This window comes from Curtobacterium sp. PhB172, from assembly GCF_003752545.1.
Classification (GTDB): Bacteria; Actinomycetota; Actinomycetes; order Actinomycetales; family Microbacteriaceae; genus Curtobacterium.
The window spans coordinates 222,163-239,402 of record NZ_RKIF01000005.1 but is presented as its reverse complement, the minus strand read 5'-3'; the positions used below and the strand labels follow the sequence as shown (position 1 = coordinate 239,402).

The 17,240-nt window shown below is 70.0% G+C and carries 23 protein-coding genes; 7 read left to right on the top strand and 16 right to left on the bottom strand.

Translation table 11 applies throughout. The features are described 5' to 3' along the window. Window positions 1–59: 59 nt before the first annotated feature. Complete coding sequence (locus EDF42_RS02140; protein WP_123339352.1) at window positions 60–518, bottom strand: hypothetical protein; 459 nt, start codon at window positions 516–518, stop codon at window positions 60–62. 150 nt (window positions 519–668) lie between these two features. After that, the gene (locus tag EDF42_RS02135; RefSeq protein ID WP_123671326.1) at window positions 669–1,370 is read right to left on the bottom strand and encodes an SDR family oxidoreductase; all 702 of its coding nucleotides are present in this window, start codon (window positions 1,368–1,370) and stop codon (window positions 669–671) included. Between the two features lie 96 nt (window positions 1,371–1,466). Between EDF42_RS02135 and EDF42_RS02130 the strand changes: the two genes are divergently transcribed. Next, on the top strand, window positions 1,467–1,862 hold the full coding sequence (locus EDF42_RS02130) for a MerR family transcriptional regulator (RefSeq protein ID WP_123671325.1): 396 nt from the start codon (window positions 1,467–1,469) through the stop codon (window positions 1,860–1,862). 126 nt (window positions 1,863–1,988) lie between these two features. On the opposite strand, the gene EDF42_RS02125 is transcribed toward EDF42_RS02130, so the two are convergent. Continuing rightward, window positions 1,989–2,483 carry a MarR family winged helix-turn-helix transcriptional regulator gene (locus EDF42_RS02125; RefSeq protein ID WP_123671324.1) on the bottom strand — a complete coding sequence of 165 codons (495 nt, stop codon included), beginning with the start codon at window positions 2,481–2,483 and terminating at the stop codon, window positions 1,989–1,991. Between the two features lie 107 nt (window positions 2,484–2,590). Between EDF42_RS02125 and EDF42_RS02120 the strand changes: the two genes are divergently transcribed. After that, a complete protein-coding gene (locus EDF42_RS02120; protein ID WP_123671323.1) occupies window positions 2,591–3,382 on the top strand; it encodes an SDR family NAD(P)-dependent oxidoreductase in 792 nt (263 codons plus the stop codon). An 8-nt stretch (window positions 3,383–3,390) separates the two neighbouring features. Here EDF42_RS02120 and EDF42_RS02115 read toward each other — a convergent pair whose 3' ends face one another. Further along, entirely contained in the window at window positions 3,391–4,617 is a 1,227-nt protein-coding gene (locus EDF42_RS02115; protein ID WP_123671322.1) for an FAD-dependent monooxygenase, read from the bottom strand. A 59-nt stretch (window positions 4,618–4,676) separates the two neighbouring features. On the opposite strand from EDF42_RS02115, the gene EDF42_RS02110 reads away from it, so the two are divergent. Continuing rightward, the gene (locus EDF42_RS02110) at window positions 4,677–5,216 is read left to right on the top strand and encodes a MarR family winged helix-turn-helix transcriptional regulator (RefSeq protein WP_260234988.1); all 540 of its coding nucleotides are present in this window, start codon (window positions 4,677–4,679) and stop codon (window positions 5,214–5,216) included. Here the strand turns inward: EDF42_RS02110 and EDF42_RS18790 are convergent, their stop codons facing one another. Beyond that, complete coding sequence (locus tag EDF42_RS18790) at window positions 5,217–5,492, bottom strand: hypothetical protein (protein ID WP_185002942.1); 276 nt, start codon at window positions 5,490–5,492, stop codon at window positions 5,217–5,219. Window positions 5,493–5,669: 177 nt separating this feature from the next. Between EDF42_RS18790 and EDF42_RS02100 the strand changes: the two genes are divergently transcribed. Next, window positions 5,670–6,665, top strand: coding sequence for an NADP-dependent oxidoreductase (locus tag EDF42_RS02100; protein ID WP_123671320.1), 996 nt, complete (start codon window positions 5,670–5,672; stop codon window positions 6,663–6,665). 12 nt (window positions 6,666–6,677) lie between these two features. Here EDF42_RS02100 and EDF42_RS02095 read toward each other — a convergent pair whose 3' ends face one another. The 7 genes from EDF42_RS02095 to EDF42_RS02065 form a co-directional block, all read right to left on the bottom strand. Beyond that, the gene (locus EDF42_RS02095) at window positions 6,678–7,277 is read right to left on the bottom strand and encodes a TetR/AcrR family transcriptional regulator (RefSeq protein ID WP_260235068.1); all 600 of its coding nucleotides are present in this window, start codon (window positions 7,275–7,277) and stop codon (window positions 6,678–6,680) included. A 165-nt stretch (window positions 7,278–7,442) separates the two neighbouring features. Continuing rightward, complete coding sequence (locus EDF42_RS02090; RefSeq protein WP_123671318.1) at window positions 7,443–8,093, bottom strand: dihydrofolate reductase family protein; 651 nt, start codon at window positions 8,091–8,093, stop codon at window positions 7,443–7,445. A gap of 17 nt (window positions 8,094–8,110) precedes the next feature. Then, window positions 8,111–8,833 (bottom strand): SDR family NAD(P)-dependent oxidoreductase, encoded by a 723-nt coding sequence (locus tag EDF42_RS02085; protein ID WP_123671317.1) that lies wholly within the window; start codon window positions 8,831–8,833, stop codon window positions 8,111–8,113. Window positions 8,834–8,886: 53 nt separating this feature from the next. Beyond that, complete coding sequence (locus EDF42_RS02080) at window positions 8,887–9,456, bottom strand: manganese efflux pump MntP family protein (RefSeq protein ID WP_123671316.1); 570 nt, start codon at window positions 9,454–9,456, stop codon at window positions 8,887–8,889. Window positions 9,457–9,750: 294 nt separating this feature from the next. After that, on the bottom strand, window positions 9,751–10,605 hold the full coding sequence (locus EDF42_RS02075; RefSeq protein WP_123671315.1) for a LamG domain-containing protein: 855 nt from the start codon (window positions 10,603–10,605) through the stop codon (window positions 9,751–9,753). Further along, window positions 10,602–11,486 (bottom strand): S26 family signal peptidase, encoded by an 885-nt coding sequence (locus EDF42_RS02070; protein ID WP_123671314.1) that lies wholly within the window; start codon window positions 11,484–11,486, stop codon window positions 10,602–10,604. The genes EDF42_RS02075 and EDF42_RS02070 overlap by 4 nt, the downstream gene beginning before the upstream one ends. A gap of 149 nt (window positions 11,487–11,635) precedes the next feature. Next, window positions 11,636–12,289, bottom strand: a complete 654-nt coding sequence (locus EDF42_RS02065) for a hypothetical protein (RefSeq protein WP_123293393.1) — start codon at window positions 12,287–12,289, stop codon at window positions 11,636–11,638. 174 nt (window positions 12,290–12,463) lie between these two features. Here EDF42_RS02065 and EDF42_RS02060 point away from each other — a divergent pair, with 174 nt between their 5' ends. Continuing rightward, window positions 12,464–12,913, top strand: a complete 450-nt coding sequence (locus EDF42_RS02060) for a MarR family winged helix-turn-helix transcriptional regulator (RefSeq protein WP_185040719.1) — start codon at window positions 12,464–12,466, stop codon at window positions 12,911–12,913. A 7-nt stretch (window positions 12,914–12,920) separates the two neighbouring features. On the opposite strand, the gene EDF42_RS02055 is transcribed toward EDF42_RS02060, so the two are convergent. Genes EDF42_RS02055 through EDF42_RS02040 form a run of 4 tightly spaced genes read right to left on the bottom strand, consistent with a single transcriptional unit; the run spans window position 12,921 to window position 14,826 of the window. After that, window positions 12,921–13,481 (bottom strand): MOSC domain-containing protein, encoded by a 561-nt coding sequence (locus EDF42_RS02055; protein ID WP_123671313.1) that lies wholly within the window; start codon window positions 13,479–13,481, stop codon window positions 12,921–12,923. A 42-nt stretch (window positions 13,482–13,523) separates the two neighbouring features. Beyond that, window positions 13,524–13,838, bottom strand: coding sequence for a multidrug efflux SMR transporter (locus EDF42_RS02050; RefSeq protein WP_123339337.1), 315 nt, complete (start codon window positions 13,836–13,838; stop codon window positions 13,524–13,526). Continuing rightward, window positions 13,838–14,215 (bottom strand): multidrug efflux SMR transporter, encoded by a 378-nt coding sequence (locus EDF42_RS02045; protein ID WP_123671312.1) that lies wholly within the window; start codon window positions 14,213–14,215, stop codon window positions 13,838–13,840. The genes EDF42_RS02050 and EDF42_RS02045 overlap by 1 nt, the downstream gene beginning before the upstream one ends. After that, window positions 14,212–14,826, bottom strand: coding sequence for a TetR/AcrR family transcriptional regulator (locus EDF42_RS02040; protein WP_123671311.1), 615 nt, complete (start codon window positions 14,824–14,826; stop codon window positions 14,212–14,214). Before EDF42_RS02040 ends, EDF42_RS02045 begins: the two co-directional genes overlap by 4 nt. Before the next feature lie 1,333 nt (window positions 14,827–16,159). Here EDF42_RS02040 and EDF42_RS18785 point away from each other — a divergent pair. Both EDF42_RS18785 and EDF42_RS02035 read left to right on the top strand, forming a co-directional pair. Further along, window positions 16,160–16,303 carry a hypothetical protein gene (locus EDF42_RS18785; RefSeq protein ID WP_185040718.1) on the top strand — a complete coding sequence of 48 codons (144 nt, stop codon included), beginning with the start codon at window positions 16,160–16,162 and terminating at the stop codon, window positions 16,301–16,303. Between the two features lie 60 nt (window positions 16,304–16,363). Further along, complete coding sequence (locus EDF42_RS02035) at window positions 16,364–16,888, top strand: hypothetical protein (RefSeq protein WP_123671310.1); 525 nt, start codon at window positions 16,364–16,366, stop codon at window positions 16,886–16,888. The last annotated feature ends 352 nt before the right edge of the window (window positions 16,889–17,240 follow it).

The window sequence follows — 17,240 nt, the reverse complement described above, 5'->3', positions numbered from 1 at the left end:
CGCTAGCGCAGTGCCCCGCGGGCGTCGCCCGCCGGGCACGTCGACCCGCGCGGACACGGTCAGCCCGCGCTGACGCGCGACGGCTCCGGCACGAAGTGGATCCGCTCCGCCGCCCGCGTGACCTCGCGCGCCCGGGCCGTACGGTCGTCGAACTCGATGCGGGCTGCGTCACGGACCTGCTCCTTGTCGAACAGCGACGCCCGGCTCACGACGTCGACGATCGTCGCGACCACCGTGGCGAGACCGCGTTCGAGCTGTCCGAGGTTCGTGTTGCCGATGACGAGACGACGGTCCTGCACGTCGAGCGTGACGTCGGGGTAGCCGGCCGTCACGAGCTGCGCGTGTCCGTCGGCACCGCGCAGGCCGGCCATCTCGGCAGCGTCGGGTCGGCGGTTGAACACCGCCGGGACGTCGTAGTACTTCGCCGCCGTGGGCTTGCCGAGCTCGGTGGGCAGGCCGGAGGCCACCACACTCGTGAGCGCGAGCGGCGTCGAGGCCGCCTCGGACTGGTCCGTCATGATGACTCCCTTGGCGGCTCCCCGCGGGAGCTCGAGAGGATCTCGGACTCGGTACGGCGACACCGTGGCGTCAGTGTGGGACCCGCGGATGTGAGCACTCCCAGCCGCGGCCCGACGCCGGGGCTCCACCACGCCCCGGCGTCACCCCGCTCAGGCGAACTGCGCGTAGAACGCCGACGGGTCCTGCGACAGCGACGCCTTCACCGCGCTGCTCCACTCGTCGACGACGACCTCGGCCGCACCCTGCTCGACACCGTCCAGCGCGGCCCGCGCCACGTCGGCCGGGTCGACCTTCGGCCCCTCGTAGCCGTCCATCATGTCCGTGTCCGCCGCCCCGAGGTGCAGCCCCTGCACGCTGATCCCCTTGCCGGCGAGCTCCAGCCGCACCGCGTTCGTCAGGTTCCACTCGGCGGCCTTCGCCGCCGCGTACGCGCCGGATCCCGGGTAGACGAACCAGGACAGTGCGGACAGGACGTTCACGATGCCGCCGCCGCCGTTCCGCTCGATCACCGGTGCGAACGCCCGGATCATCGCGAGGTTCCCCCAGTAGTGCGTGTCCATCTCGCGGCGTGCGTCCGTCAGGTCGTCGGTGAGCAGCGAGCCCGTGGTCGAGATGCCCGCGTTGTTCACGAGCAGGGTGACGTCGCCGGCGGCTGCGGCCGCCGCCTCGACCGACGCCTGGTCGGTGATGTCGAGCGGCAGCGCCACGACGCCCTCGATGTCCACGAGCTCGGGTCGGCGGGCGGTCGCGTAGACCTTGGTGGCGCCGCGCTCCAGCAACTGCAGGGCGAAGCGGCGTCCGATGCCCCGGTTCGAGCCGGTGACGAGTGCGACCGATCCAGCGATGTCCATGGTGTCTCCTCCTGCCGCGCGGGTGTCTCCCGCAGCGGCTCGGTTACGCTAAGACCTCACATCCATGTCAGGGGCAAGCCCCGGATCGGAGACGACGTGCGGATCGGCGACCTCGCCGCGGAGACGGGCGCCAGCGTGCGCTCGCTGCGGTACTACGAAGAGCAGGGACTGCTCACCGCGTCGCGGACCAGCAGCGGGCAGCGCGTCTACGACGCCCCGGCGGTCGAACGCGTCCAGCTCGTGCAGCAGCTGTTCGCCGCCGGTCTGCCGAGCCGCACCATCGTGCAGCTGTTGCCCTGCGTGGACAGCGGGCACGCGACGCCGGAGTCGTTCGCGCTGCTCGTCGCCGAGCGCGACCGGATCACGGCGCAGATGGCGGAGCTCGAGGCCGCGCGTGGCCGGCTCGACGAGGTCATCGCCATCAGCGAGCACCCGACTGCCGAGCACTGCCCGGCGCTGCGCGAGCCGGCAGACGGAGCGGTCGCGGCCTGAGACGGAACGCCAGAACGGACGGGAGGCACGGTGCGCGCCCGCACCGTGCCTCCCGTCCGCCACCTGGTCACGACCAGAGCGCCGCCAGCGTCGCGGAATCGGCTCCTCGACCGCCGCGCGGTCAGATCAGCGCGTCGCAGGCGGCGTCCACGCCGGAGCTGCGTCCACTGCGTCGCCGATGCTCCGCGCGATGACCCCGAGCTGCCGTGTCTGGGTCTCGGTGAGCGTGTCGAAGACCAGGCGCTCGACCAGGGCATGGTGCGCGGGCGTCGACTCGAGGACCTTGCCGTGCCCGTCGTTCGTCAAGACCGCGAGGGTGAAGCGGCCGTCCGTCGGGTCGACCACACGGCGCGTCCACCCCTTCGCCTCGAGCCGCGTCACCGCGCGGGACAGCCGCGAGAGCGTCGAGCTCGCGTACCCGGCGAGCGTGCTCATCCGCAGGTTCCTGTCCGGCGCGGCGTCGAGGGCGGTGAGGACCCCGAGTTCGAAGTGCGTGAGGCCGCTGTCTCGTTGGAGTTGGGCGTCCAGGGCGACCGGGAGCCGTTCGAGAATCGTCGCCACCGCTGCCCAGATCTCGAGTCGTTCGCCGTGCAGGCCGTGTGGTTCGTCGGGCAGTGCCATTGAGGCATCCTACGGCGCGTGACTTGCCTGAGCAAGTAAACCACCGTACGGTTACTTGCTCAGGCAAGTCACCGGGTCGAGCGACGCGGGACGACGAAGGAGGATCCATGGACCTGCAGCTCCAGGGCAGAACGGCGTTCATCAGCGGATCGACGCAGGGAATCGGGTACGCGATCGCCTCCGCACTCGCAGCGGAGGGCATGCGCGTGATCGTCAACGGCCGGGAGGACGCCCGGGTCGAGGCAGCCGTCGATCGCCTGCGGCGCGACCAGCCGGGAGCCACGGTGTCCGGGATCGCGGCCGACTTCGGAGACCCGGGCGAAGTCACCCGACTGCTCGGGTCCCTCGACGACGTCGACGTCCTCGTCAACAACGTCGGACTCTTCGGCCTCGCCGCCTTCGAGTCGATCGCCGACGAGGACTGGTCCCGGTACTTCGAGGTCAACGTGATGAGCGGGGTCCGCCTGTCGCGGCACCTGCTCGGCGGGATGCTCGAACGCGGGTGGGGTCGCATCGTGTTCATCGGGAGCGAGTCCGGTGTGAACGTCCCCGCGGACATGGTGCACTACGGCGTGACCAAGGCCGCGGTGATCGCGCTCGCGAACGGACTCGCGAAACAGACACGTGGGACCTCGGTCACGATCAACACCGTCCTCGGTGGTCCGACGTACTCCGACGGTGTCGCGACGACGGTCGAGGCGATCGCCGAGGCGCAGGCTCTTCCGGTCGAGGCGATGCGGGCCGCGATCATCGGTCAGAACCGGACCAGCCTGCTCGAGCGCTTCATCGACCCGGCCGAGATCGCGGCGCTCGTCGCCTACCTCGCGAGCCCGCTGTCCTCCGCGACGAACGGCGCCGCGATCCGGGCGGACGGCGGCGTCCTGACCGGGCTCCTGTAGGTGGCACGTCAGCCCAGGTGTGCGTAGTCCGGCAGGTCGATCGCGTCCGCCGGTGGCGTGAAGAACCGGTCCCCGAGCCGACCGATGAACGGGGTGGAGGCGACCCGGACCGCAGCACCGAACGCAGCGATCCCGAGTCGGCTCTTCGGGTTCGCGACCCGCGGCACCCCCGGCGGCAGCTGCTGCGCCTGGTCGACGTACGGCCGCATGATGCGCTCGTAGCCACGGAAGGCGTCGCGGTGGTCGACGTGGGCCGCGAGCTCGCCGGCCAACACGTACGCCCCGGTGAGCGACAGGCTCGTGCCCATGCCACTGACCGGTGAGGCGCAGTAGGCGGCGTCGCCCACGAGCGCGACCCGGCCCTCGGACCACCGCGGCGCGCGGACCTGCCCGATCGACTCGGAGTACAGGTCGTCGGCGGCGTCGATGCCCGCGAGCACACGAGGTGCTTCCCAGCCGGCGCCCGCGAACACCTCGTGCAGTCGTCGGCGCTGCTCCTCGATCGATCGTCGCTCGGATCCGGCGCGCTCCCGTGTCCGGTCGGTCACGAACGACAGTGTCGCCCGGATCGTGCCGTGCGGGTCCGGGCGCAGCGTGACCGATCGGCCACCCGGTGCGTTGTACCAGCGCCACCAGTCGTCGTCGGCGTCGGTGCGGGGGATCGTCGCGTAGGACGTCTCGAGGCCGAGGGACCGGATCTCGGGCTCGTCGCCGAAGACCAGTCGCCGGGTGCTCGACCCGATGCCGTCCGCCGCCACCACCAGGTCGAACCGCTCGTCGGCGGCGTGCTCGAACTGCACGGTCACGCCGTCGCCGGCGCCGCCGTCGTTGTCCGCGATGCCGGTGATGCGGTCGCCGAACCGGTACTCGGTGGTGTCGGCGGTCCGGCTGACGAGCAGCTGCGCGAGGTCACCGCGCAGGATCTCGAGCTCCGCCGTGGCGCCGCCCGAGTCCGTGGTCCCGGCCGGGAACTCCGCGATGACCGAACCGGAGCGGCCGATGAACCGCGTGCCGACCTCACCGGTCGTGGCGGCACGGAGGTCGTCTTCGATCCCCATCCGCCGCGAGACCTCGCGCCCGGCGCCCCGCACGTCGACGTTCTGGCCGCCGGTCCGGAGTTCCGGCGCGCGCTCGACGATCGTCGTGTCGTACCCGTACCGGTGCAGCCAGTAGGCCAGGGCGGGTCCGGCGATGCTCGCACCGGAGATGAGGACGCGCTTGCGGTCGGTCGACATGTTGCCTCGAATCTTGATTACCAATGAGATTGGCAATCTACACGACTACCATCGACCTCGTGCCGCACGACGAACCGACAGCGCCCACCGACGGACGACGAGACCGCGACGCCCGGAGCGACCGCGACGACCGACGCGACCGCGAAGCCGCCCGTCGGGACGGACGACCGCTGCCCGACGACGACATCCGCGCACGGGTGCAGCAGGTCGGGGTGCGGCAGCAGCGGTTCGAGCGACACCTCGCCCGGGTACTCGACGTCGACGCGGCCGGGCTCGAGGCGATGGACCACCTCATCACCCACGGACGGTCCACCCCGACCGAGCTCGCGCGGCGACTGGAGATCTCCACCGCCGCCATGACCCTCGTGCTCAACCGACTCGAGTCCGCTGGCCACGTCACGCGCGAGCGGCACCCCAGCGACGGCCGGAAGCTCGTTGTGACCGCAGCCGAGCGGTCGTCCGATCGTGCGTACGACCTGGTGCTCCCGTTGATCGAGGGCATCGAGGACGTCGTCGCCGACATGGACGACAACGAACGCGCCACGGTGCAGGCGTTCCTGGACCGTCTGATCGGGATCTACGACGACGCGATGGACTGATCAGTCAGCCAGCACGGGCGACCACGGCCGCCCGCCGAGGTTCCACCGCGTCCACGACTCGAGCTGCGCCTTCGCGCTCTCCAAGCTGGTGTGCTCGCCGATGACCTCGCCGGAACGCAGGCGCACCTCGTAGCGGGCGGTGAACTCGACGGTGCCGATGTGGAACGGGCCGGCGTGGGCTTCCCAGAGTTCGCCGTCGAGGGCCGTCCAGCTCGTCGACTCGTGCAGGGACGCACCAGTGGGGGCTGGTGGGACGTTCAACTGCGAGGAGGACATGGCCTGTTCCGGTCGGCATCGGACGAAGAGATCGTGCCGGCAGCCGGGGGCCTGGGTCACCTGCGGTCGACGGTAGTCCTTCCTCGTGCGGGTGGCTCAGGGTCGACGGGTTGACACCATTTACTGAGTGCACTCAGACTTGAGTCTTCTCATTTAATCGACTCCAGGAGCACCACCATGCGCGCTTTCGCGTTCGACCAGTACAAGCAGCCCCTCCGCGAGACCGAGGTCCCCGAACCGGTCGTCGGTGACCACGACGTCCTCGTCGCCGTCGCCGCCGCCGGCCTGAACCAGCTCGACGAGAAGATCCGCCAGGGCGAGTTCAAGCTGATCCTGCCGTACAAGACCCCGCTCGTCCTCGGCCACGACGTCGCCGGCACCGTGATCGCGGTCGGCGCAGGCGTCCGACGCATCAAGCCCGGCGACGAGGTCTTCGCCCGCCCCCGTGACCACCGCATCGGCACGTTCGCCGAGCGCATCGCCGTCGACGAAGCCGACGTCGCCCGCGCGCCGTCGAACGTGAGCGCAGCCGAGGCTGCCTCGATGCCGCTCGTCGCCCTGACCGCGTGGCAGGCGCTCGTCGAGAAGGGCAGGGTCGGACCGGGCACGAAGGTGCTCGTCCACGCGGGCTCCGGTGGCGTGGGGACGATCGCGATCCAGCTCGCCAAGCACCTCGGTGCCCACGTCGCCACCACGGTGTCGGCCGCCAACGCCGACTTCGTCCGCGAGCTCGGTGCCGACGTGGTGATCGACTACCGCACCCAGGACTTCGAGCAGGAACTGTCCGACTACGACTTCGTCCTCGACAGCCTGGGCGGCGAGAACCTCGAGAAGTCCATGCGCGTGCTGCGCCCCGGCGGCAAGGTCGTGAGCATCAACGGCACCCCCGACCCCGCCTTCGCGAAGGAAGCCGGGCTGGGCCCGGTGATCCGCCTGGTCATCGCCGGCATCAGCCGCAAGGTCCGCGCGCAGGCGAAACGCCTCGGGGTCACCTACGAGTTCCTGTTCATGCGTGCCGACGGCGGGCAGCTGCAGCAGATCGCCGACCTCGTGCAGGCCGGCGCGATCCGCCCGGTGGTCGGCGCCACGTTCGCCTTCGACCAGACCCCCGAAGCGCTCGTGTCGATCGGGACGAGCCGCGTGCGCGGCAAGACCGTCGTCACCGTCGTCTGACGGGAGTCCGCCTCAGTGCGGCAGGACCGCCTCGAGCTGCGCCCGGATCGACTCGACGACGCTCGCCACGCTGGTCTCGGGGTCGACGTGCGACACCATGGTGACGAACACCACCGCCGAGACCACGTGCGCGAGCGTCGCGGCCCGTGCGTCGTCGAGACGTCCGCGGTCGATCAGGATCTCCGCGATCGCCTGCTCGGTCATCCCAGCGATCGCGAGCGCTCGCGCATGGTGCGGCTCGCCCGGGTCCCCGAAGGCCATCTCCCGCAGGTAGGTCCGCCCGTTGGACACCTGCACCCGGTTGCAGGCGACGATCGGCGTCACGAGCGCGAGCACCGCATCGAGCACGTCGTCGGTCGCCTCAGCAGCTCGACAGCCCTGCGCGAGGGCCTCGTCGTACTTCGCGTTCTGCACCAGCAGCAGCAACTCGCCCTTGGTCGTCGCGTACAGGAAGAGCGTGCCGGCTCCGATGTCCGCGCGCTCCGCGATCTGCTGGGTCGTCACGTCGTCGACGCCGTGCTCGGCGAACAACTCGCCGGCAGCAGCCGTGATCCGGTCGAGCTTGTCCTGCCGGTTCCGCTCACGCCGACCTGGGACCTGTGTCACGTGCACACTCCGGATCTGGTCGGCGATGGGGTCGACCCATCCTGCCATCCGCAGGAGAACCCCGGGACCGCCGTCGGTCGTCGACGTGGCGCGCAGTGCGGACGGGAGGCCCGTGGCGGCCTGGCACCGCGCCTCCCTTTCGCACGTCGGTGCGATCAGTGCCCCCGGCGGTCAGCGCGCCGCCCGCGTGAACGTGCGGTGCACGACGCCCGACGGCGACGCGACCGTCTCGACGGCGAAGCGCTCCTCGATCCCCTCGAGTCCGTCCCAGAGCCGCTCGCCGCGGCCGAGCACGATCGGCACCTCGACCAGGTGCAGGTGGTCGACCAGGTCGGCCTGCAGGAACTCGCGGACGGTCTCGACCCCGCCGCCGATCCGGACGTCCCGGCCCGGTGCGGCCTGGCGGGCGAGCTCGAGCGCTTCCGCCGGGGTGGCGTCGACGAAATGGAAGGTCGTCCCGCCCGCCATCTCGATCGGCTCGCGCGGGTGGTGGGTGAGCACGAACACGGGCGTGTGGAACGGCGGTTCGTCGCCCCACCACCCGGTCCAGCCGTCGTCCGGCCACGGTCCGCGCTGGGGTCCGAACTTGTTCCGCCCCATGATCTCGACACCGATCTCCGGTCCCCAGGCGCGAGCGAACTCGTCGTCGACATCGGTGGTCCCGCCGGACGCTCCCTGCATCGCACGGAAGGTGGCAGTGGCGGCGAACCACCCCATGAGTCGACTGTCGGCGTGCCCGAACGGCCGGTCGACCGACTGGTCGGCTCCGGCGCCGTACCCGTCGAGTGAGATCGCGAAGTTGTGGACCCTGACCGTCGACATGGTGCTCCTGTCCTGCTTCAGAGGGTGATGCCCGTCGCCGTCGCCAGGGCGTCGACGAGTTGGCGGCGGAACTGCGGGTCAGCGACCGCCTGGTGCGGCTCCTGCCGCTGTCCGTGGAACCAGTAACCACCGCTGAGGGTTGCGTCGGGGTCGGTCACGAGGGCCTCCTGGGTACGGTGCCCGAGCTCGAGGTCGTCCGACGCCCCCGCGCCGCCCATCTTGGTCGGGACCCAGCCCGGGTCGACGGCGTTGCTCAGGACACCGGGCCGGCGCTCGGCGACCTCGGCGGCGAGCGCGGTCACGAAGAGCTTGGTGTCCGAGTAGGTGTTCGTCTCCGCGGTGCCGTCCCAGTCGACGGCGTCCAGTCGGGGGCGGCCGCCGCGGTGCATCCCACTGCTCAGGTACACGTGCCGGGTCGGCGCGTGGAGCAGCGCGGTGAACAGGTACGGCGCGACGACGTTGACCGGGATCAGCGCACGGCCGGAGATCACGCCGGCGTTGTGCACGACCGCGTCGATCGGGTCGTCGGCGTCGAGGTCGCGCGCGGCGGCGATCACGGCGTCGCGGTCGGACAGGTCGGCGACGACGAGTGTGGCACCGCGGTCGAGCAGGTCGGCGACCGCGTCCGCACGTGCCGTGCTCCGGGCGTGCACGACGACGTCGTGCCCGTCGCGGAGCAGGGTGTCGGCGGTCGCCCGCCCGAGGCCGTCGGTCGATCCGGTGACGAGGATGCGGGACATGCGTTCATCATGCGCCGGGTGGCGGAGGCGTGTGCGGCGCGACACCGCCGACCTCAGCCGATGACGCCCGTGTGCTCGAGCACGATGTTCACGCCGATCAGGATGAGCACGACACCGCCGGCGATCTCGGCCGGCTTGCCGAACCGGGCTCCGACACGGCGCCCGACGACCACGCCGGCGAAGGACAACACCGCCGTCGTCACACCGATGAGCAGCACCGCGCCGCCGATCGACACCGGCAGGAACGCCAGCGTGACCCCGACCGCGAGGGCGTCGATGCTCGTCGCGATCGCCAGGACCAGGAGCTCACGGATCGGCAGGCGGTCGGTGTCCTGCTCGTTGTCCTCGTGCTTCGAGAACGCCTCCCACAGCATCTTGCCGCCGATCAGCGCGAGCAGCCCGAACGCGATCCAGTGGTCGAAGGCGGCGATGTACTGCGCGAACGCCGAACCGAGCAGCCACCCGAGCAAGGGCATGAGCGCCTGGAACGCACCGAACGTCAGCGCGATGACGAGGGCGTGCCGCACGTCGAAGCGCTTCATGTGCAGGCCCTTGCCGAGGGCGACGGCGAAGGCGTCTGCGGAGACGCCGAGCGCGATGAGGAAGAGGGCCCAGAACGACATGGGGGCGGCGCCTTTCGAGACGGTCGGACGGAGACGCCGACGTCTCAGGACCTGTCGATCCTGGCACGGTTCCGAGTACGAAAAGGCCTGATCAGAGGGATTCGGCAGGCCGAATCCGGGGGTTGGTGCGCCCGCCCCGGTTCCTGACGGAAGGCTCGCGGCGGTGTCGGGCTACGCGAGGTTCCACGACACCCCGCCCGCGTGCCGCCGAGGTTCCGATCGGGGCGCTGCGCGCGCGCGAGGTTCCGAGATCTCGGAACCTCGCGCGGCGGGGTGGGCGCGACCGCGGGCGCGTCAGCGACCGGCTGCTGCGTGGGCGGCGACCTGGCTCGCGGACAGTTCCGTCCCGTAGACGGCCGCGTACCGCATGGACCCGGTGAAGTAGGCGTTGGCGGGCGAACCCGGCCACCCGCCGATGGTGTCGTAGCCGATCCGGAACCAGCCGGTGTAGTTCTCCGGCGTCTTGTAGGTCGCGTTCGACGCGACCAGCGTGCCGTCGACGTACAGGCGCATGCCGTTGGCCGGTGACATCGTCGTCACGGCGTGGTGCCATGCGCCGTCGGTGTAGGCCTTCGGCGACGAGACGACCTGGGTCGTGCCGTTGTAGGTACCGAACACGAGCTGTCCGCTCGTGTTGAGGTAGAGCTTGCGGTCGTGCTGCCCGGAGCCACCGGTCTGGCTGCTGCCGAAGCCGATGAGCTGTCCGCCGGCGACCGTCGTCTTGAACCAGACCTCTTCACTGAAGGTCGTCGGGTTGGCGTACGAGGTCGGGGTCGAGACGTAGCTCGTCGACCCGTTCAGCACGTAGGCGCTGCCGCTGTCCCGCGGGCAGGCGATCGGGGTCGCCGTGGCCGCGGTCATCGCGCCCTGGTACGTGCCGTTCGCCCCGCGGCCCGACCAGTCAGTCGCGGTCTTCGCGTTCGTCGACTCGGTGAGCCGGTACGCGAACAGGGCGTTCGCGGTGTCCGCTCCGACGGCTCCCGTGCAGGTGAAGTACGGCGCGGTCGCGGCGGTGTTCGTGTCGTTCCGGACGGTGGCGCTGTACGCCGAGCGCGTCGGGGCGAACTGGTTCAGCAGGACGACGACGGCCAGGGCGACCACGAGCAGGAGGGCGACGACACGGCCGTCACGCAGGTGACGGAGGATCACGAGGGACGCACCGCCTCGACGCGGCCGACGGCCAGGCAGGCCACGAGCGGCACCAGGCACACGGCGATCAGCGCCACCCACCCGAGCGGGTCGAGGTCGATGTTCGAGGTCAGCTGGTAGTGCCCGTTCTTCGTGAGTTCGTGGATGACCACGCGGCCGACCTCACCGTCGACCAGGTGCACGGTGTTGCCGCCGTGGGCGTCGATGCGCACCGGGAAGATGCCGGACGAGATGACGGTGGCCTCGACGCCCGTCGGGCTCGAGGTGTTCGTGATGGTCGTCACGTTGACGAACGGCTTGAGCACGAACGCGGCGTACGAGACCGTCAGGGCGGAGCCGGCGATCCGGAGGCACGTGCGGGTGACCCGGTCGGTGAATGCACTGGTCAGGGTCAGGATCAGGAGCGTGCCGATGAGCAGGATCGGGGCGGCGCGGAACAGCCAGCCGAGGTGGGGGACCAGGAGCGCCGGGGTGCCGATCACGTCGGCCTGCGACAGCGTCCACGGGTCGACCGCGCCGTTCACGTCGCCGCGGGTGTGCAGGCCGCCGTCGGCGTCGATCGCGATGATGCGGTGCGTGTAGACGACGTCGGGGTTGGCGGAGGTCTCGAACGAGACGACGTCGCCGACGCGCAGGGTCGTGACGTCGACCGGCAGGTCGAGCACGAGGGTCCCCACCGGGGCTGCTTCACCCATCGAGGGCGTCTCGACGACGAACCAGCGGCCACCGGCGGACAGGAACAGCACCGCGGCGGTGAGCAGCAGGGCGGCGACCAGGGCGAGCAACCAGGCGAGGACGGTCTCGGACCGGGTGACCGCGCGACCGCGGAGGACCGGACGGTCGAGCGTGCCGCTGAGCGGGATCGCTGCGGTCTGGCTCATGTCGTGCTCCTGCGGCTCGGTGGGGTGCGGCTACTGCGCTGGTGGAACGGGGGTGGCGACGCTCGGCCGGAGGGGGGTCGGTCGAGCGTCGCCGGTCTGGGGTCACGGGACGTCCCGGGACGGCTGGGGGGAGCCGGCCCGGAGCGGGATCAGGCCGTGAACGTCCAGGTCATGGGGACCGAGGCTGCGAGGCCCTGGTAGGTGTTGCCCGCCGAGGAGTCGAGGGTCACCGCGAAGTTGAACGGCGTCGAGGCGCCGGCGGCCGGAGCTGCGGGCATCGTGAAGGCCGACGCTGCGGCGCCCTTGAAGCTGGCGAGTGTGCCGCTGAAGACCGTGGTCGAGCCCGAGGTGATGACGAGGTTCATCTTGGCGCAGAGGTCGGTCGCGGTTCCGTTCGAGGAGCCGTTGTTCGACTGGGTGCACGTGCTGCCCGGCGTCAGGGTGAAGGTGCTCGCGGCAGCGGTGCCGGTGTTCTTGATCGAGATCGCCGTGTTGACCGTGTTGCCCGGCGTCATCGTCGTGCTGCCGCCGAACTTGTTGATCGTCGAGCAGGTCGCGGAGTTCGTCGAGACCGAGCCGCCGTCGGTGCTGAGGCAGGTGACGGTCGCGCCGGCGTTCTGCTCCTGCATGATCAGCGTGCCGCTGGCGGCGGTGTTGCTGCTGTTCGTGATGCTCGCCGCGAACCCGGACAGGGTGCCGGTGAGCGAGAGGGAGAGGAGCACGGCGGCGAAGATGCCGGCGAGGAGCGCCACGGGGGCGAAACGGATCCGCTTCAGCGCGGAGGTGCGGAGCTTGGTGGACACGGTGTACCTCATCGGTTCGGTGGTTCGCAGTGGTTGGGGGAAGCAAGTCACTCGGGCGGATTTGCTTCAATCATTAAGATAGTCACCGCTTGACCAAGTTAGCCACTCGCACACCTACCCCAGTGCGGGGGACGCTCCCGTCCCCCGGGTTCCCGACATGGAAGGATTCCCCCCGTGACCCCCGCCGCACCCGATGACGACGCCGCCGACCTGATGGCCGCGTTCACCGCTGTCGTGCGCGCGAACGCGAGCCTGGTGAACCAGCTCAGCGCCCGAGCCGGGGTGCACGAGAACGCCCTGCGAGCACTCGTGCTCATCAGCGACACCGGGTACTCCACGCCGACGGAGGTCGCCGGCTACCTCGGCCTGACCTCGGGCGCGGTGACGAACATGATCGACCGGATGAGCACCGCCGGACTCCTCGAGCGCGCGCCGAACCCGAACGACCGTCGTGGGTCGTTGCTGCGGCTGCTGCCGAGTGGCGACGACGTCGTCGCGGACTACCGGCAGCGCTACGCCGCCATGCTCCGGGCGGTCGACGGCGCGCACGGCGGCGAGCTGCACGAGGTGCTCAACGACCTGGCGACGAGTCTGTACCAGCAGGCCGCGGCAGCGGGGGAGTAGGGGCTCGTCAGACCGGCTGGAGCGCCTGCTGCTCGCCGGCGGGGAGCTCGACCCGGATGCGGTCACCCGTCCGGACGACACCGCCGGTCACGACGACGCTCATCACGCCGCCCTTCCGCACCACCGCACCGTCCTCGTCCCGCCCGAGCACCTCGCGCAACAGACCCGGCTCGAATCCGTTGATCTGCTGGCACGGGTTCCGCAGGCCCGTCACAAGGACGCACGCCTCGTCGCCGAGGTGCAGCACGGTGCCGGTCGGCAAGCCGAGCAGGTCGACACCGCGGGTCGTGACGTTCTCGCCCATCTGGCCCGGCTCGAGGTGGTACCCGGCGTCGGCGACCTCGTCGAACACCTCGGCGTGGAGCAGGTGGACCTGCCGCAGGTTCGGCTGGGACGGGTCACGCGCGACTCGAGACCGGTGCTGGACGGTCGTCCCGGCATGGGCGTCGCCCTCGATGCCCCAGCCCTCGACCAGGGTCACCTCGTCGACCACGGGCTTGCTGAACCGATGGACGTCGTCCCGGCTCACGGCGATCACGCGCGGCTGGTCGTCACGGTTGTCGGTCATGGTGCGATTCTGGCGCAGGTTCGGTTTCGACGCAGCCCCCGGTCAGTGTCCGAGCTCGACGAGGAAGACCCCGGCGATGATCAGTGCGATCCCGCCGAGCATGAGCGCCGTCAAGGGTTCGCGGAAGAGCACCCGGCCCAGGATCGCCGTCAGTGCGACACCGGTCGCGGCCCAGATCCCGTAGGCGACACCGATCGGCAGGCCGAGCGTCAGCGCCACGGCGAGCAGGCTGAACGCGACGAGGTACCCCAGGACGACGGGCACGAAGAACACCTTCTTGCCGTCGGTGGCGAGCTTGAGGCTGATCGTGGCACCGACCTCGGAGACGATCGCGACGGCGAGCAGGACCCAGGCCATCAGAACGCCTCGCGCTGCGTCGTACCACCCTGTGGCGCCTCGCGCTTCCGTGCGGCGAGGGCTCGCTGCGAGCCGATCTCGACCAGCAGCACCCCGGCAGCGATGAGCACAATGCCGGCGACCATGGTGAGCGTGAGTGCCTGCCCGAACAGCACGGCCGCGAGCACCGCGGTGAGGGCGACACCGGAGGCTCCCCAGATGCCGTAGGCGACCCCGACCGCCATCCCCGCGCGGAGCACCAGGATCAGCATCGCGAACGCGGCGACGTAGCCCGCGACGACGAGCGCGTACCACCCGGGCTGGTCCACAGCAGCCTGCATCGAGAGCGCTCCGGTGACCTCGGCGACGATCGCGGTCCCGAGGAACAGCCACTTCATGCGTCGCTCCCGTCCGCCAGGGCCGCGATCGCCCGTGCCGCGACCCGGACGGTGGCATCCGCCGAAGCATCGTCGCGGTCGGCGAGCCACGTCGAGCTGATGCCGTCGGCGGTCGCGATGAGCAGCCGGACGACGTGCTCGACCGGCACTGCCCAGCGGATGCCGTCCTCGGCGGTCCACTCGTCGACCTGCTCGCGGACGGCGTCGAGGTACGCGTGCTGCTCCCAGGCGGCCAGGTCCTGCAGGTCGGGGTCGCGCCGTGAGTGGGTGACCAGCTCGACGACGGCGAGTGCGGTCGCTGGATCGTCGCGCGTCTGCGCGAGGTGGGCCGACAGGCCGGAGGTGATCCGGGCCTCCAGGTCGAGCCGCGTGACCGGCGGTGCGAACGCGACCGCCATGGCCGTGCGGAGCTGGCGTTCGAGCACGGCGCGGAAGAGCGGTGCCTTCGATGCGAAGCAGTAGTGGAAGGCGCCGTGCGGCAGGCCAGCGCGGGCGGTGACCGCGCGGGTGGTCACGGCACTGATGCCGCCGTCTCGCAGGACGGCGATCGCGGCGTCGACGAGCTGCTCGCGTCGTTCCTCGACGCTGCGATGCTCTTGCTGGAGGGTCACAAGTCGACCATACCGCCCGACTTGGCCAGTTGGCCAAGTCTCCTGGTGGAATCCGCATGAAGGCGCCAGCGTACACAGGACGGTCTCGTGGCTGAGTTCCGCACCCGCGGTACAGTGCGACCATGACGACCGAAGTGTGGCTCGCGATCGGGGGTCTCGCAGTCGCGATCATCGCGTAGGTCGGCCGTTTCGCGGGCTGGTTCACGAGCAAGCACGGCCAGTACGAACCAGACGGCCCGGCGTCGACGATGCAGGGCAGCGAATGGGCGCCCGTGAACGACCCGGGATCCGCGTCGGACAGCAGCGGCTTCGGCGGCGGCCACAACTGAGTCGAAGGTTTCCCTGCATGAAGGCGTCGTTGCTCCAGTAGTGCGTCACGAGCCGAGCGAACTCCTCGCAGCGATCGGGACCGATGTGGCCTTGCTCCCGGAGCTCAGGGTGATCGGGAAGCCGCCCGGACGGGGACGGGGGTCTCCGAGAGGGGTCCGTACGTCAAGCTTCGAGCAGTTTTTCTCACGTCCTGAGTTGGGCGTCTAGCCCCTAGATTCCGCGGAAAACCGGGGCGGAACAGTACCGGTGGCTGAACCGATGGAACGACCGGTCACTGCTGGAGCACTGAAGGGCGTCGTCTGGGCCGTGACGAGGCAAAGCGCCAGTGCCCCTCAGCCCGTACGCGGCTCCCTGAGCCCACCGCCGCACGCAGATGCGCCCTCGACCATGACCGTGGCGTGCTTAACGACAGATCGGACTCCCGCGCTGGCGCTTGGCTTCCCGGACACGCCGGGCACGACTATCCACAGCCTGTGGAATCTCCGCACGCCGTGGGGTTCACCACGAGCCCGCACCCAGATATTCCGCGGGCTCGGCGGGGTACGGCAATAGTCCTCCTTGTGGAGAGCGCTGTGGAGAATTACACGGCTGTAACACTTCATGTTGTGGTCGGCGGTGATGTCCGCCCCAAGATGTAGGCTCGCCACGTAAAGTAAGGCCCCTGTCGGAACGTCCGACCGAGGTCGACCGTTACGCAGGGGCCCATGGATTCCGGCAAGAATCTCCATGAGCCTAAACCGTCAGCGGCAGATGTGGCACATCCGTGCCACATCGAGGCTGGCGAGCGCAACAGTCCGCTGGATTGGATGCTCATGCCCACTCGTCGGATCACGTACCGGGTGCAGACCCGGACGTACACGATCACGTGCCCGCACTGCAGGCACGCGTTCCGGAACATCACCGCGTTCGTGCGCGGCGTTGACGTCCGCTGCGACTCCTGCGGCCGGACCTTCCGGACGCCCTGACCGCTCCGCCCCCGACCTTCGAGGGGAGGTGATTCATGATGGCGAAGTCCTCGTCTCGCACCACGTCGAAGTCCGTCGCGCACAAGGCGTCCGCTGCGTTGCGTGACGGGCGTTCCTCGGCCCGCACCCGCAGCATCGCCGCCAGCGCACTCGCGCAGGCGAAGTCCAAGGGCTCCAAGTAGCAGTACCGGTGGGCGCACCAGCCCGGTGCGCCCACCGTGACCCGTCGAGAAGGGAAAAGCATGTCCAACGGTTTCAAGATCAACCGCACCGAGATTGCGAAGATGACGAAGGAGCTGCAGCGCGAGTTCGACAAGCATCCGATCCAGGTACCCGTGCAGCCGGGCACTCGCCGCGCCACCGCTGCTCCTGCAGCTGTCGTTCACCACCATGGCACGACGGTGAACATCACGGGTGACGGCGCCCAGGTGGCCTGGGGAAACAGTGGACCGGTGACGCAGAATCGCGTCGAAGCTGTCGCGCCCGGCCTCGAGGCAATCGCGGAGCTCCTGGCCACGGTCCTCGGAAATGCCGGCGCATACGGTCTCGGCTCGGACGATGAAGCGGAACTGCGGCAGGCAGCGGAGGACGCACTCGCGGAAACTACCGGAGAGGCGCCAGACGTGCACAAACTGCGGCGCAGCGTCACCTTCATCAAGGGGCTTCTCGCACCCGTAGTGGCGGGAGTGAGCGCCGGCGTCACCCACGAGTCGACGGAACTCGCTCGTCACACCATCTCCGCGCTCACCTCAGCGTTCGCTTCGTAGCAGCCTCCCCACTCTGGCTCGGTCGCCTCAGTAGCCGACACCAGCCCGCTCCCGATCCGGTCCGGACCTCGAAGCCACCACGACGACATGACCGCGCCTTTCGAGTACGAGTCGAGATCTCGCTCGAAGCCGCGGTGCGGCGGCCCGGATCGCCACTAGGGCGTCACCCCGATGGCATCGGGCAGAGCGCCAGCCTCAAGGGGTCGTTGTACGGCGCTGTCAACTCGCGAGTCGGTACGGCTCCATGCATTGTGCCCCGAGTGCTCGCAGGTCGCGTCGGTGCAGCGCGGTTGCCCGTCCTGTGTGCGCGTGCCGGATGCGGCGTGCGGTGAACAGGTCCCAGTCGAGATGC